The organism is Microbacterium ginsengiterrae (genome assembly GCF_014205075.1).
GTDB lineage: Bacteria > Actinomycetota > Actinomycetes > Actinomycetales > Microbacteriaceae > Microbacterium > Microbacterium ginsengiterrae.
This window is the reverse complement of record NZ_JACHMU010000001.1, coordinates 799,739-813,913: the sequence shown is the minus strand read 5'-3', so window position 1 is coordinate 813,913 and position 14,175 is coordinate 799,739. Positions and strand designations below refer to the sequence as shown.

11 protein-coding genes are annotated in these 14,175 nt (G+C 68.9%); 7 read left to right on the top strand and 4 right to left on the bottom strand.

Annotated elements, in window-relative coordinates; genetic code table 11:
• Positions 1-40 precede the first annotated feature (40 nt).
• Complete coding sequence (locus HD600_RS04080; protein ID WP_184281694.1) at positions 41-550, bottom strand: GNAT family N-acetyltransferase; 510 nt, start codon at positions 548-550, stop codon at positions 41-43.
• 109 nt (positions 551-659) lie between these two features.
• On the opposite strand from HD600_RS04080, the gene HD600_RS04075 reads away from it, so the two are divergent.
• From HD600_RS04075 to rocD, 4 genes are all read left to right on the top strand, one after another.
• Positions 660-1,220 carry a thioesterase family protein gene (locus HD600_RS04075; RefSeq protein WP_184281692.1) on the top strand — a complete coding sequence of 187 codons (561 nt, stop codon included), beginning with the start codon at positions 660-662 and terminating at the stop codon, positions 1,218-1,220.
• A gap of 97 nt (positions 1,221-1,317) precedes the next feature.
• Complete coding sequence (locus tag HD600_RS04070) at positions 1,318-4,956, top strand: proline dehydrogenase family protein (protein WP_184281690.1); 3,639 nt, start codon at positions 1,318-1,320, stop codon at positions 4,954-4,956.
• A 163-nt stretch (positions 4,957-5,119) separates the two neighbouring features.
• A complete protein-coding gene (gene ddaH, locus HD600_RS04065) occupies positions 5,120-6,019 on the top strand; it encodes a dimethylargininase (RefSeq protein ID WP_144792944.1) in 900 nt (299 codons plus the stop codon).
• Positions 6,016-7,212 (top strand): ornithine--oxo-acid transaminase, encoded by a 1,197-nt coding sequence (gene rocD / locus HD600_RS04060; RefSeq protein WP_184281688.1) that lies wholly within the window; start codon positions 6,016-6,018, stop codon positions 7,210-7,212. Before ddaH ends, rocD begins: the two co-directional genes overlap by 4 nt.
• A gap of 273 nt (positions 7,213-7,485) precedes the next feature.
• On the opposite strand, the gene HD600_RS04055 is transcribed toward rocD, so the two are convergent.
• From HD600_RS04055 to HD600_RS04045, 3 genes are read right to left on the bottom strand one after another with little or no spacing between them, the layout of a single operon-like run.
• On the bottom strand, positions 7,486-9,357 hold the full coding sequence (locus tag HD600_RS04055) for a BCCT family transporter (RefSeq protein ID WP_184281686.1): 1,872 nt from the start codon (positions 9,355-9,357) through the stop codon (positions 7,486-7,488).
• Positions 9,358-9,394: 37 nt separating this feature from the next.
• Complete coding sequence (locus HD600_RS04050; protein ID WP_184284691.1) at positions 9,395-10,720, bottom strand: MFS transporter; 1,326 nt, start codon at positions 10,718-10,720, stop codon at positions 9,395-9,397.
• Positions 10,721-10,725: 5 nt separating this feature from the next.
• The gene (locus HD600_RS04045; protein WP_144792932.1) at positions 10,726-11,166 is read right to left on the bottom strand and encodes a MarR family winged helix-turn-helix transcriptional regulator; all 441 of its coding nucleotides are present in this window, start codon (positions 11,164-11,166) and stop codon (positions 10,726-10,728) included.
• 85 nt (positions 11,167-11,251) lie between these two features.
• Between HD600_RS04045 and HD600_RS04040 the strand changes: the two genes are divergently transcribed.
• The 3 genes from HD600_RS04040 to HD600_RS04030 are packed head-to-tail and all read left to right on the top strand — an operon-like array spanning position 11,252 to position 14,152.
• Complete coding sequence (locus HD600_RS04040) at positions 11,252-12,106, top strand: alpha/beta fold hydrolase (RefSeq protein ID WP_184281684.1); 855 nt, start codon at positions 11,252-11,254, stop codon at positions 12,104-12,106.
• A gap of 25 nt (positions 12,107-12,131) precedes the next feature.
• Complete coding sequence (gene lplAB / locus HD600_RS04035) at positions 12,132-13,181, top strand: lipoate-protein ligase LplAB (RefSeq protein ID WP_184281682.1); 1,050 nt, start codon at positions 12,132-12,134, stop codon at positions 13,179-13,181.
• Positions 13,178-14,152 carry a DNA-methyltransferase gene (locus HD600_RS04030; RefSeq protein ID WP_342355816.1) on the top strand — a complete coding sequence of 325 codons (975 nt, stop codon included), beginning with the start codon at positions 13,178-13,180 and terminating at the stop codon, positions 14,150-14,152. Before lplAB ends, HD600_RS04030 begins: the two co-directional genes overlap by 4 nt.
• Positions 14,153-14,175 lie beyond the last annotated feature (23 nt).

The window sequence follows — 14,175 nt, the reverse complement described above, 5'->3', positions numbered from 1 at the left end:
CGGCCGCAGCGCGACGGCAGGTGCCGCAGCGGGAGCCGCGTCAGGGACGGACGAAGCGGACTTCGGTCAGCGTCTCGCCGAGGAAGGGCTCGGTGTGTGTGGCACCGTCGAGGTGGAAGCCGTTGCGCTCGTAGAAGCGGTGCGCTCGGGGGTTGTCCTCGGCGACCCACAGGTACAGCGGCTCGTCCTTCTCGACCGCGGCGTCGAACAGCTTCTGCCCGAGCCCGGTGGAGTGATACTCGTGCAGCAGGTAGATGAAGTACAGCTCGCGGAAGGCCGGGGCATCACGGTCACGGGACGGGCCGGAGCCGACGAACCCGACGATCTCCCCGTCGACGAGGGCGGCGCTCATCTTGAAGTCAGGACCCTGGGATGCCCAGTGCGTCCAGAGCTCGGCCATGCGGCGGGGAGACACCCGCTCGAGCGCAGCCTTGCTGATCAGGTGATCGTATGTCTCGTGCCAGCACTTCGCGTGCACGCGACCGAGGGCTTCCGTATCCACATCACGGACCGGACGGACGATGACATCGGGGTGGGCTTCGGCGCTCATGCCCGTGACTCTACGCGCGCCCCGTGCGAACAGGAAATCGGGGTGATCGACTGTGACAATCCCACAATCGACTCCGCGGTTCATGCGCCGGTGGCTACCATCGGGAATCGTGAACGTGATCTGGCGGACCCTGCTCGTGATGTGGCGTGCGCGCCGCAGACTGCGCCGTGAGGGGCGCATCGCCCCGACGGAGATCAGTCGGGTGCGGCTCCGGACCCTGCCGACCGACATCGATGTGCTCCGGCACATGAACAACGGCCGCTACCTGTCGCTGTTCGACCTCGGCCGCTGGGACCTGCTCACGCGCACAGGGATGGCCGAGGCCATGAAGCGCAACGGCTGGTACGGCGTCGTCTCCGCGGAGACGATCACCTTCCGCAAGTCGCTCGAGCTCTGGCAACGGTTCGAGGTCGAGTCGCGCCTGCTCGGACACGACGACAAGGCGATCTACCTCGAGCATCGGGCCGTCGTCGATGGCGAGATCTACGCGCGCGCCATCATCCGCAGCCGAATGCTGAAGCGCTCAGGCGGCACGCTGTCGCACGACGAGCTGTTCGCCGCGGTCGGTCGCCCCGAAGGGCTGCCGGAGGTGGAGCAGTGGATGCACGACTGGGCCGACGCGTCGTCGCTTCCGTCGACGAGGGCTGAGGCCCCGAGCGTCTGGCACTGAGCATCGCCCGCCGCGTTCGGGCGTCCTCCGTGATTCCGGCATCCGGCGCTGAGAGTGTCACGTCCCCAGCGGGGGCGCGGGAACCTAGGCTGATCTCATGTCAGTGCCGTCCGCCCCGCAGGCTCCCTCGCTCGCCGATCACGCCATCGAGCTCGCCCGACGCTGGGTGACCGAGGCGGCCGAGGCCGATGTCGACCCGGCAGCGGCCCGTCTCGCCGACGTCCTGCAGGACGAGAACGGCCTGCCCTTCACCCTCGGTTTCGTCGACGGCGTCATGCGCCCGGAGAGTCTGTCCGCCGCGGCCGCGCAACTCCAGCGCATCGCCCCGATCGTCCCGGAGTTCTTCCCCTGGTACCTACGCGGCGCTGTGCGCCTCGGCGGAGGGATCGCCCCTGTTCTGCCGTCACCGGTCGTCCCCATCGCCCGCCGCGTGCTGCGTGAGATGGTCGGTCACCTCGTGGTCGACGCGCGTCCAGCCAAGCTGAGCGCGGCGATCGAGCGGCTCCGCTCCTCCGGGGCGCGGCTGAATCTCAACCTGCTGGGCGAGGCCGTGCTCGGTGAGGAAGAGGCGAAGCGGCGTCTCGACGGCATCCACGATCTCATCCGACGCGATGATGTCGACTACGTGTCGGTGAAGGTGTCGTCGATCGTCAGCCACCTGTCGATGTGGGCGTTCGACGAGGTCGTGGACACCGTCGTCGATCGGCTGCTGCCGCTGTACCTCACGGCCGCGGGGAACGGCACGTTCATCAACCTCGACATGGAGGAGTACCGGGACCTCGATCTCACCATCGCCGTCTTCACCCGCATCCTCGAGGACTCGCGGTTGCAGCGGCTCGAGGCGGGCATCGTCCTGCAGGCCTACCTGCCCGATGCGCTGGGCGCCATGCGGGAGCTGACCGCATGGGCGAAGGACCGCGTCGCGCACGGGGGAGCGGCGATCAAGGTGCGACTGGTCAAGGGCGCGAATCTGCCGATGGAGCGGGTGGATGCCGTCATGCACGACTGGCCGCTCGCCACCTACGAGACCAAGCTCGACACCGACGCGAACTACCTGCGGATCCTCGATGAGGCGTTCAACCCCGAGAACACCGCGGCCGTGCACCTCGGTGTCGCCGGTCACAATCTGTTCGGCATCGCCTACGCATGGCTGCTCGCCGGCGAGCGCGGTGTGCGCGAGCAGATCGACTTCGAGATGCTGCTCGGAATGGCGCAGGGGCAGGTCCAGGCGGTCTCCCGCGAGGTCGGACCCGTCCTGCTGTACGTGCCGGTCGTGAAGCCGGAGGAGTTCGACGTCGCCATCAGCTACCTCGTGCGCCGTCTGGAGGAGAACGCCGAGCAGGACAACTTCCTCTCCGCCGCCTTCCACCTGCATGACGATGACGGGTTGTTCGCGCGCGAGCGCGACCGGTTCGTCCTGGCACTCGAGCGCTCGGGCTCCCCGTCGCTGCGGTCGGTGCCGTTCCGGGGACAGAACCGGCAGGCGCCGGTGCACGAGTCCCTGCGTCCGGCCGCCCCTCCCCCCGCCGACGAGGGAGAGCTCACCCAGGCCGTGCTCGGCATCGCCCGCGGCTCAGGCGGCGGCGACGCCTTCATCGAGACGGCCGTCTACGCGCCGCGCGAGGTCGAGGTGGAATCCGCCGGCGCTCCCGGCTTCCGGAACACCTCCGACAGCGACCCCTCCCTGCCGGCGAACCGCGAATGGGCGAGTGCCATCAGAGAGCGGATCGCGACCTCCACCGCCGGAGACGATACGCTCCGCGCGGCGCGTGTGGATGACGAGGAGGCGCTCGACGAGGTGATCGGGCGCGTGCTGACCGGCGCACCCCTGTGGGGATCACGACCGGCAGCCGATCGGGCCGAGGCCCTGCTGCGTGCTGCCGCCGCGCTCGAGGCGCGGCGCGCTGAGCTCATCGAGGTCGCGGCGTCCGAGACGGGGAAGGTGCTCTCGGAAGCGGACATCGAGGTGAGCGAGGCCGTCGACTTCGCGCGCTACTACGCGGCGAAGGCGCGCGAGCTGGATGCCGTCGCCGGCGCGTCCTTCGAACCGGCACGGCTGACCGTCGTCACGCCGCCGTGGAACTTCCCGCTGGCGATCCCCGCCGGCGGTGTGCTCGCCTCGCTCGCCGCGGGCTCCGGCGTGATCTTCAAGCCGGCCCCTCAGGCGCGCCGGTGCGCCGCCGTGATCGCCGAGGCGCTGTGGGAGGCGGGCATCCCGCGGGATGTCCTCGCCCTCGTCGACATCGAGGAGGGGGATCTCGGACGTGAGCTCGTCTCGCACGACGCCGTGGACCGCGTCATCCTCACCGGTTCGTGGGACACCGCCGCCCTGTTCCGGTCATGGCGGCCCGACCTGCCGCTGCTGGCGGAGACGAGCGGCAAGAACGCGATCGTGATCACGCCGTCGGCCGACCTCGATCTCGCCGTCGCCGACCTCGTCAAGAGCGCCTTCGGTCACGCGGGGCAGAAGTGCTCCGCGGCATCCCTCGCGATCCTCGTCGGTCCGGTCGGACGGTCCAAGCGCTTCGCCCGCCAACTCGTGGATGCCGTCCGCTCCCTCCACGTCGGATGGCCGACGGACCCGCTCGCCGAGGTGGGACCCGTCATCGAGAAGCCGGAGGGCAAGCTCGCCTGGGCGCTCACCGAGCTGGAGGGCGACGAGCGCTGGGCGATCACCCCGACGCCGGTCGCAGGAGACGACACCGGTCGCCTGTGGCGCCCCGGAGTCAGGGTGGGCGTGCAGCCCGGGTCCCGATTCCACCTCGAGGAGTTCTTCGGACCAGTGCTCGGAATCATGCACGCCCCGAACCTGCAACGCGCGATCGAGATGCAGAACGCCGTCGCCTACGGGCTCACCGCCGGGCTCCACACGCAGGACCCCGATGAGCTGGCCGCGTGGCTGAGCCAGGTGCAGGCCGGCAACCTCTACGTGAACCGGGGCATCACCGGTGCGATCGTGCAGCGCCAGCCGTTCGGCGGATGGAAGCGGTCATCGGTCGGACCCGGTGCGAAGGCCGGGGGCCCGAACTACCTCGTCGGGCTCGGTCGATGGCGCAGGCGCAGCGGAGGGCCGACGTCGAGCACCCTGCACCTTCGGGGCCTCGACTCCCGCATCACCGACCTCATCGAGGCGGCGCAGCCGTCGCTGGACTACGAGAGCTTCGAGTGGCTGCGGCGCTCGGCGCTGTCGGACGCCATCGCCTGGGACCGCGAGTTCGGCCGTGTGCGCGACGTGTCGCAGCTCGGCGTCGAACGGAACCTGTTCCGCTATCGCCCCGTGCCCGTCATGATCAGGGCCACCGGCGACGCCGGATGGCACGAGTTGCTCCGCGTGGTCGTGGCCGGCATCCGCACCGGCTCGAAGTTCTTCCTCTCCACGCCCGTCGGGCTTCCCGCCGACGTCCGTCGTGCACTGTCGGAGCTGCGCGTCGCCGTGGCCGTCGAGAGCGACGAGGAGTGGGTCGAGCGGATGTCGCGCCGTGGCGCCGAGGAGGACGGGACGGATGCCGCGCCCCGCGCTTCGCGCGTGCGGCTCGTCGGCTCGCAGGATGCCGTGTCCGCCGTGCATCGCGCTCTCGCCGAGGCCACCGACGGCGACCCCGACCTCGCGGTCTACGACGGTGAGGTCACCTCGGCCGGGCGCATCGAGCTGCTGCCGTTCGTGCACGAGCAGGCGATCACCATCACGGCTCACCGATTCGGCAACCCCGACGACTGGAGCGCGGAGATCATCTGACGGATCGGGCAGCGGCCGCGCCGCTGGCGGATACCCAGGACGCAATGCCAATATGTATATGGCGTGCTCGTGTCGCATCTTCCCCTCCGCTCCCAGACAGCTGTGGGTCGAACTTCCGCCGAGCCCCTGGACAGCGTCCGCCGCATCTCTCCAGAGGAGCAATATGTCGACGCCGGAAACCACCCTCGAGGTCGCGACGATCGGGAAGCGCACCGCACACCACCGTCGTTACCTGATGTGCCGACCGGAGCACTTCACGGTCAGCTACAAGATCAACCCGTGGATGGACCCCGCCGATCCCACCGACACGGCCAAGGCCGTTGCGCAGTGGCAGAAGCTGTACGACCTCTATCTCGAACTCGGCCATGAGGTCGAGCTGATCGACCCGCTCGAGGGCTACCCCGACATGGTCTACACGGCCAACGGCGGATTCCTCATCGACGGTCGCGCCTACGTGCCGAAGTTCCGTTTCACCGAGCGCGCCGGTGAGGCCCCGGCGTTCGCCGACTGGTTCCGCGCGAACGGGTTCGACACCGTGGAGCCGCTCGAGGTCAACGAGGGTGAGGGCGACTTCCTCCTCGTCGGCGACACCATCCTCGCCGGCACGGGTTTCCGCTCCACCGGTGACAGCCACCGGGAGGTCGGAGAGGTCTTCGGTCGCGAGGTCGTCTCGCTGAACCTCGTGGACCCCCGGTTCTACCACCTCGACACGGCGATCGCCGTGCTCGACCCGGTCGAGGGCGTCGAGAACGGCGGCCCGGAGAAGGCGAACATCGCCTACCTCCCCGGAGCGTTCGACGAGGAGAGCCGCCGCATCCTCGAGACCATGTACCCGGACGCGATCCTCGTGTCCGATGAGGACGGCGCGGTCTTCGGACTCAACTCCTCAAGCGACGGATACAACGTCATCATCTCGCCGCGCGCCAAGGGCTTCGAGAAGCAGCTGCGCGAGCGCGGATACAACCCGATCACCGTCGACCTGTCCGAGCTGCTGCTCGGCGGCGGCGGCATTAAGTGCTGCACGCTCGAGCTGCGCGCGGCGTCGGGAAGCGCGAGCGCATGAGCACCACGCAGATGACAGCCGCAGAGCCGCACGTCGCGGAGAACTACCACCCGCTGCCGGTGACCATCACCTCCGGCGAGGGCGTGTGGGTCACCGACACGGAGGGCAAGCGCTACCTCGACCTCCTCGCGGCGTACTCCGCGGTCAACTTCGGCCACCGGCATCCCGCGCTCATCGACGCCACCGTCGCTCAGCTCGGCCGGGTCACGCTCACCAGCCGCGCGTTCATGAACGACCAGCTCGAGCCGTTCGCCGCTGCGCTGGCTCGCCTGTGCGGCAAGGAGCTCGTCCTGCCGATGAACACCGGCGCCGAGGCTGTCGAGACCGGTATCAAGGTCGCCCGAGCCTGGGGCTACCGCGTCAAGGGGATCGCGCCGGAGCGCGCGCGCATCGTCGTCGCCGCGGGGAACTTCCACGGCCGCACGACGACGATCGTCAGCTTCAGCGATGACGACACCGCGCGCGAGGGGTTCGGCCCGTTCACGCCCGGTTTCGACGCGGTCCCGTACGGTGACGCGGATGCCATCGCTGCCGCCATCACGGATGAGACCGCGGCCGTGCTCGTCGAGCCCATCCAGGGGGAGGCCGGAGTGGTCATCCCGCCCGAGGGATACCTGCGGCGGATCCGTGAGATCTGCGACGAGCGGAACGTGCTGTTCATCGCCGACGAGATCCAGGCGGGCCTCGGCCGTGTCGGAGAGACCTTCGCGTGCGATCGGGAAGGTGTCGTCCCCGACCTGTACCTCCTCGGCAAGGCGCTCGGCGGCGGGGTGCTCCCCGTCTCCGCCGTGGTCGGCGACCGCGACGTCCTCGGCGTCATCCGCCCCGGCGAACACGGCTCGACGTTCGGCGGCAACCCGCTCGCCGCCGCGGTCGGTCTGCGCGTGGTCGAGATGCTCGAGACCGGCGAGTTCCAGGAGCGAGCGCGTCAGCTCGGCGCGCACCTCGCGCAGGGGCTCGAGAAGCTCGTCGGCCACGGCGTGACCGGTATCCGCGTCGCGGGGCTGTGGGCCGGAGTGGACATCGACCCCGCCAAGGGCACCGGACGCGAGGTCAGCGAGCGGCTCATGGAGCGCGGGGTGCTCGTGAAGGACACCCACGGGCAGACGATCCGCATCGCCCCGCCGTTGGTCATCCGCGCGACGGAGATCGACTGGGCGCTGGAGCAGCTCCGCCTCGTCCTCGAGGGCTGATCCCGCTTCGACGCTTCGGCGCGCTCCGCTCCCTCAGCGCGTTTCGTCTTCGGCGGCTTCGCCGCCTTCGCTCAACGACCCGCTATCACCGTGCGAAGGACCCGTTACCTCTCTGCGGGTCGTTGAGCGAGCGGACCTGTTGCTTCTCTTGCGGGGTCCTTCGCTCAACGACCCGCTACCACCGTGCGAAGGACGTGTTGCTTCTCTTGCGGGTCGTTGAGCGAGCGGAGCGAGACGAAACGGGCTGAGCGAGCCGCAGGCGAAGCACAGCCTTCACCTCTCCGGCGGAGCCTGATCCTCCATGCCGCCCTGCGCGGCCTCCTCATGCGCGGGCAGCGTCGCATCGAGCCCTGCGGTACCGGCATCCGGTGTCGGCGCGGTCTCCGCGAACGCCGGTGTGCTCGGCGCGGGCGCGGGAACCGCCTCGTGCAGCCCCAGCCGCCGACGCAGTCCGCGCAGCCAGCGCGGCTGCGCGCCCAGCACACCGTCCCTCGACTCGACCTCCAGGCCGTAGTACTCGCCGATCTTGTCGATGAGCTGCGCGCGCTCCGCCCTGGCGTAGGCACGGCGTTCGCGCGTGAACGCCACCACCGTCGACCAGCAGATCAGCAGCATCACGACGCTGAACGGCAGGGCGATCGTGATCGCCGCCGTCTGCAGGGCCGTGAGCCCTCCGGACAGCAGAAGGGCGATCGCGAGCGCCGCAGTGACGGCGACGAAGAAGGTGCGGATCCACCGCTTGGGCTCCTGCTGCCCGCCGGTCGCGATCATGCCCATCACGAGCGCGCCGGAGTCGGCCGAGGTGATGAAGAAGATCGCGATGAGCAGCAGCACACCGATGCTGACGATCGCCGATCCTGGTACCTGCTGCAGCATCTGGAACAGGGCGCCCTGCAGGTCGACCTCGCCCTCCGCATCGAGCAGCGCGCCAGGTTCGGCGAGCTCGATCGCGAGGGCGGAGCCGCCGAGCACGGCGAACCAGAGGATGCCGAGCAGGGTGGGCACGAGGATGACGCCGGCGACGAACTGTCGCACCGTCCGCCCCTTGGAGATGCGTGCGATGAAGATGCCGACGAACGGCGCCCACGAGATCCACCAGCCCCAGTAGAACGAGGTCCAGCTCGCCTGCCATTCCTCGCCCGCGGTCCCCTGGAACGCGCTGACGTTGAACGAGAGCCCGACGAAGTTCTGGATGTAGTACCCGATCGACTGCACGAAGTCGCGCAGCAGGAACTCGCTCGGTCCGACCACGAGCAGGTACAGCACGAGGATGCCGGCCATGACGAGGTTGAAGTTCGACAGCCACTTCATGCCCTTCGTGACCCCGGACAGGACCGAGGCGAGCACGAACACCGAGATGATGAGGATGAGGATGATCTGGGTGAACTCGTCGGGTTCGGCGATCCCCGCCACGTCGAGCCCCGCACTCATCTGAAGCACTCCCAGGCCGAGCGAGGTGGCCACGCCGAACAGCGTGCCGACGAGGGCGATGACGTCGATCGCGTGACCCCATCCGCCTTCCACGCGCTTGCCGAGCAGCGGCTCGAGCGTCCAACGGATCGAGATGGGGCGTCGGCGGCGGTGGATCGCGTATGCCAGTGCCAGTCCGATGACGACGTAGATCGACCAGGCGTGCACGCCCCAGTGCAGGTAGGTCTGTCCGAGTGCGGCCTGGGCGAGCTGCTGCGGCGTCCCCTCGACGCCGGGGCGAGGGTTGACGAAGTGCGTGAGAGGTTCGGAGACCCCGTAGAACACCAGCCCGATGCCCATCCCCGCGGCGAACAGCAGGGAGAACCAGCTCATCAACGAGAACTCCGGCTCGTCGTCGTCCCTGCCGAGCTTGATGTCACCGAACCGGCTGAAGCCGAGGAAGAGACTGAAGGCGACGAAGAACGCCGCGATCAGCACGTAGTACCAGTTGAAGGCGTTGACGATGGTGCTCTGGATGCCGAGGAAGAGCTGTTCGGCTGCCGCGGGCATGATCAGGGTGAACGCGACGAAGGCGATGACGATCACCGCCGAGGGCCAGAACACCCATCTCTGCACCGCCGATCCGCGTGCGGCCGGGACGGCAGCGGACGCCCCCGTCGGCGACCCGGCGGCTGCGGCGGTGTCCTGGATCTGGTCTTCCCCCGATGAGCTCATGGGACAACGCTAGTCAGAACCCGCCGGAGACGCAGAATCAGTCCGCGCGTTCCGTCCGGATCGGCGTCGTCGCCGCGGCCACCTCATCGCTGAACTCCACCGGATCGACACGCGGAACCGTGATCGGTGTCGTCTCGTCGAGCGTGAGCCGGAAGCGGGTGTTCTCGCGGCGGCGGAGGCGGCCGGAACCGATGATCCAGGCGAGGCCAGTCCCCATGGCGAGCAGCCCGGCGACACCACCGACGATGATCGCCGCACGGGGGCCTGCGATGTCGGTGACCCAGCCGGCGATCGGGGCGCCGATCGGCGTCGACCCCATGACCACGGCCATGTAGAGCGCGAGGACGCGACCGCGCAGCAGCGGGTCGGTCGTGGTCTGCACGTACCCGTTGGCGGTGGTCAGCATCGTGACGGTGGAGAAGCCGACGACGACGAGGACGGCGGCGTAGGACCAGTAGCTCGGCATCGCCGCCGAGACGATCGACGCCACGCCGAACAGGCCGGCGGCGGCGATGAGCACTCGCACGCGGGCGCGATCGCGACGCGCGGCGAGGAGCGCCCCGGCCAGCGAACCGATCGCGAGGACGGAGCTCAGCAGCCCGTAGCCGTCGGCGCCTCGTCCGAATTCGATCGCCATCGTCGAGGCGAAGATCGGGAAGTTCATGCCGAACGCGCCGATGAGGAACACCATGATGAAGACGACCTTGAGGTCGCTGCGTCCCCACACGTAGCGGAAACCGTCGGCCAGGCCGTTGCGTCCGCGGCTCTTGACGCGGGGGAGCAGCTCGTTCCGACGGATGAGGAGCAGGGCGATGAGCATCGCGAGGAACGTGGCGGCGTTGAGGACGAACACCCACCCGCTGCCGACGGCGACGATGAGCACCCCGCCCACTGCCGGTCCGATGAGGCGCGCCATGTTGAACGACGCGGAGTTCAGGGCGACGGCGTTCGAGGCATCCTCGAGCGACACCATGTCGGAGACGAAGGCCTGGCGGGCAGGTGCGTCGAATGCGTTGGTGATGCCGAACCCGAGGGCGAACAGGAACATCAGCGGCAGCGTCATGATGCCGCTGAGGAGGAGAGCGGCGACGCCGAGCGCGAGGGCCATGAGGGCGGTCTGCGTCACCAGCAGGATCCTGCGGCGGTCGAACCGGTCAGCGACCCATCCGGTGAGGCTCACGAGCACGAGGGGCGGACCGAACTGCAGCGCCATGGTGATGCCCATCGCGGTCGCGTCGTTATCGGTGAGCTCGGTGAGGACGACCCAGTCCTGAGCCGTGGCCTGCATCCAGCCGCCGACGTTCGAGACGAGGGCGCCGAGGAACCAGATCCGGTAGTTGAACGTCGAGAAGGAGCGGAACATCGCCGTCATCGTTCGGCCACCTTCCGCATCAGGGCTGCAGCTTCCCGCAGCACGCGCAGCTCCTCGTCGGTGAAGTCGAGGTCGGCGAGGGCGTCGGCCAGGGCGGCATCGCGCTTGTGGACGGTCGCGGTGACGACGGACGTGCCCGCACCCGTGATCTCGATGTAGACCCGCCGGCGGTCCTCCTCGGACGGGACGCGCACCACGAGGCCGCTCTCGACCAGCGCGTCGACGGTGTTCGACATCGTCGGAGCGCTGACGCGCTCGCGCTGGGCGAGTTCGCCGATGGCGAGGCGCCCGTGCAGATTGAGGTTGCCGAGGACGGCGAAATGCGCATCGCTGAGGTTGTCACCGGCGCGCTCGCGACGCAGGCGCCTGGTGAGGCGGAAAGTGGCCATCCGGAGATCGACGGCCGTGTCGTGGAGGAGGTCGTCCAGATCAGTCATTACTTAGGTAGTCTAACTAAGTTTTCCTGGACGGAGGCCGAAAAGTCCGCTGACGTCGACGGCGCGGCGACCGTAGACTCATCCCATGTCCCAGACCTCGGAGTTCGTCGACGCGCACGGCGTGAGCATCGTCTACGACGTCCACGCCGCGGAGGGGACGGCACGCGGAGTCGTGCAGCTGCTGCACGGGGTGGGGGAGCACGCCGGACGATACGGCAAGCTCATCGCCGCCCTCACCGCGGCCGGATTCACCGTCTACGCCGACGATCACCGAGGGCACGGTCGCACCGGCATCCGCCAGCACGGGGATCCGGCGAAGCTGGGCCGGCTGGGCAAGGGCGGTCTGCGAGCGGCGAAGGAGGCGATCTGGCAGCTGACCGGGATCATCCGCGCCGCGCACCCCGACCTTCCTCTCGTGCTGCTCGGGCACTCCTGGGGATCCTTCCTCGCGCAGATGCTCGTCAACGACCACCCCGACGCATGGGATGCCGTCATCCTGTCCGGCTCTGCGCTGCGCACCATCCGCGATCTCAATGCCGCGCCGTTGAACGCGCGCTGGGAGGGCGCGGAGGCGACCGGTTACGAGTGGCTCAGCCGCGACGAGACCGTGTGGAGGGAGTTCGACGAGGACCCCCTCACCACCAATGTGCCGCTGCTGAAGCTGTTCGGCCCTGTCGAGGCGCTCAAACTCTACGGTCGCCCTGCGAAGAACCTCGGACGCGACATCCCCATGCTGCTCATGGTCGGGCGCGACGACCCGGTCGGCGGGCCGCACAGCGTGCACAAGCTCGCCGACGAGTACCGGCAGCGCTCCGGCCTCACCGATGTCACGACCCTCGTGTACCCGGACGCCCGTCACGAGATCTTCAACGAACGGCAGCAGCAGGAGGTCCGCGCCGACCTTCTCGCGTGGCTCGACACGCACATCCCGGCCCGCTGACCGCCGAGGTCGTTAGGCTGGGATCGTGCATGGTGAGTACAAGGTCCCCGGTGGAAAGCTCGTCGTCGTCGACGTCGAGGTCGCAGGCGGTCGTCTGAAGGATTTCCGCCTCGCCGGCGACTTCTTCCTCGAGCCCGATTCGGCGCTGGACGACATCAACGCGGCCGTGAACGGATTGCCGGCGGAGTCGGACGCCACGGTGATCGCGGATGCCGTGCGCGGGGCGCTCCCGGCCGGTGCGCAGCTGCTCGGCTTCACGCCGGAGTCCGTCGGCACCGCCGTGCGACGGGCTCTCGTCACCGCCCCGGGCTGGCGCGACTTCGACTGGGAGATCGTGCACGAGAAGGCGGTCTCCCCTCGGATGAACCTCGCGCTCGACGAGGTGCTCACGTCCCGCGTCGGCGAAGGGCGTCGCAGGCCGACGCTGCGCATCTGGGAATGGGAGCAGTCCGCCGTCGTCATCGGCTCCTTCCAGTCGTACCGGAACGAAGTCGACCCGGAGGGCGCCGCACGGCACGGGTTCGACGTGGTCCGCCGCATCTCCGGCGGTGGCGCCATGCTCATGGCCGCAGGGCAGATCATCACCTATTCGCTGTACGTTCCGGCATCCCTCGTGCAGGGTCTCACCTTCGCCGACTCGTACGCGTTCCTCGATGACTGGGTGCTGCAGGCGCTCCGCTCGGTCGGCGTCGACGCGACCTATCAGCCCCTCAACGACATCGCGAGCCCCACGGGCAAGATCGGCGGCGCCGCGCAGAAGCGGCTCGCCAACGGCGGAGTCCTCCACCACGCGACGATCTCGTACGACATCGACGGTCAGGTCATGACCGAGGTGCTGCGGATCGGGCGCGAGAAGCTCAGCGACAAGGGCACCACGTCCGCCGCCAAGCGCGTCGACCCGCTGCGCACCCAGACCGGGCTCAGCCGCGCGGAGATCATCGACAGCTTCAAGACCACGTTCCGCTCGCTCACCGGCGCGGAGGACGGTTCGATCACGCCGGACGAGTATGCCGATGCGGAGGCACTCGTCGAGTCGAAGTTCGCGACGGACGCCTGGCTGCATCGTGTGCCGTGACGTCCGTGCCCGTCGCTGACGCCGTGGAGGCGCACGAGTCGGCGGCCGGGACGGTGTCGATCCTTCAGGGCGACAACCTCGCGGTCGCGCGGACGCTGCCGTCGTCGTCCTTCACGCTCGTGTACCTCGATCCGCCGTTCAACACCGGCCGCGCGCAGGAGCGTCAGGTGGTCACCGCCCGCCGCATGCGCACAACTCCGGAGAATCCGGACGAATCCGCCGATTCGGCGCCGGAAACACGCGGATCCGGCGAAGATCTCCGGAGTCATGCTCCGGCGGACGGCCCACGCGAGGTCCGCTACGGATTCCACGGACACGAGTACGAGCGGGTACGGGGGATGCTGCGCACCTACGACGACCGGTTCGACGACTACGGAGCCTTCCTCATGCCCCGGCTGGAGGAGGCGTGGCGGCTGCTCGCGGACGACGGCACGCTGTACCTCCACCTCGACTACCGCGAGGCGCACTACGCCAAGGTCATGCTCGACGCCCTGTTCGGTCGCGACGCCTTCCTCAACGAACTCATCTGGGCGTACGACTACGGCGCGAAGTCCCGGCGGCGCTGGCCCACCAAGCACGACACGATCCTCGTGTACGTGAAGACGCCGGGCGGGCACGTCTTCAACGCCGACGACATCGATCGGGAGCCGTACATGGCCCCGGGGCTCGTGACGCCGGAGAAGGCCGCGCGCGGCAAGCTCCCGACCGACGTCTGGTGGCACACGATCGTCCCAACGACCGGCCGAGAGAAGACCGGATACCCGACCCAGAAGCCGGAGGGGATCCTGCGCCGCATCGTGCAGGCCTCCAGCCGTCCGGGAGACAAGGTGCTCGATCTCTTCGCCGGCTCAGGGACCACAGGGGCCGTCGCATCCGCGCTCGGACGGGACGCCGTCCTCGTCGACGACAACCCCGAGGCGATCAGAGTGATGCAGCAGCGGATGCCGCACGCACAGGTGAGCGTCGTCTGAGACCGTAGGAGCAATCGTGATCA